This window comes from Mycobacterium sp. E3247 (assembly GCF_001667785.1).
Lineage (GTDB): Bacteria > Actinomycetota > Actinomycetes > Mycobacteriales > Mycobacteriaceae > Mycobacterium.
Window position 1 is genome coordinate 1 of the sequence record NZ_LZJG01000565.1, and the last position, 601, is coordinate 601.

The following is a 601-nucleotide window of genomic DNA, read 5'->3' on the forward strand; positions in this document are numbered from 1 at the left end:
CCAGACCGCGTCCACCGAGTTGCCCGTGGCGACCACGCGGCACTGCACGTACTTGTTGGCATCGGCGCCGGTCTTGCACTGGCTCAGGTCGAATCCGGGCGCGGAGTAACCGCTTGTGTTCGACTGCGACTGGTCCATGACGCGGCCCGGATCGACGCCCAACAGCAGCGCGCCGATGAGGATGAGCAGCCCGAGGCCGCCGCCGCCGAGCGCCATGCCCATGCCGCCCCCCGACGAGGACGCGGTGCTGGTGTCGATCTGCATACCCTCGTTGAAGGTCACGGCAGGCTCCTAATGTTGCTGGGTCGCGGAGTAGCGGGCATCGGTGTAGCTGCGCAGGTTGCGCAGGAATCGGCGAAGGCCCAGGTTCAGCAGCGGCCCCACCAGGTACATCGCCAGCCGCGCCGGGCCCGCGGGCTTCTGCGCCATGGTCCACGTCAGCCGGCAACCACCGGGGATGGCCTCGACCCGGTAGTCCTCGGCGAACGCGGCGACGGCCTGCGTCGAGCATTCGTTGAACCGGAAAGCCATGTGGCTGAACGGCTCCCACGCCAGGAATTCCTCATTGCCGACCATGCCGCCGCGCATCTCGACGACGCGG

At 68.4% G+C, this 601-nt stretch carries 1 protein-coding gene and 1 pseudogene; both read right to left on the bottom strand.

Annotated features, from left to right (window positions below; translation table 11 throughout):
* Nucleotides 1-282, bottom strand: a pseudogene (locus A9X04_RS29020) (hypothetical protein); the annotation flags it as partial.
* Between the two features lie 9 nt (nt 283-291).
* Nucleotides 292-601 (bottom strand): SRPBCC family protein (locus tag A9X04_RS29025; RefSeq protein WP_197509487.1); only part of this gene is annotated, 310 nt, incomplete at its 5' end.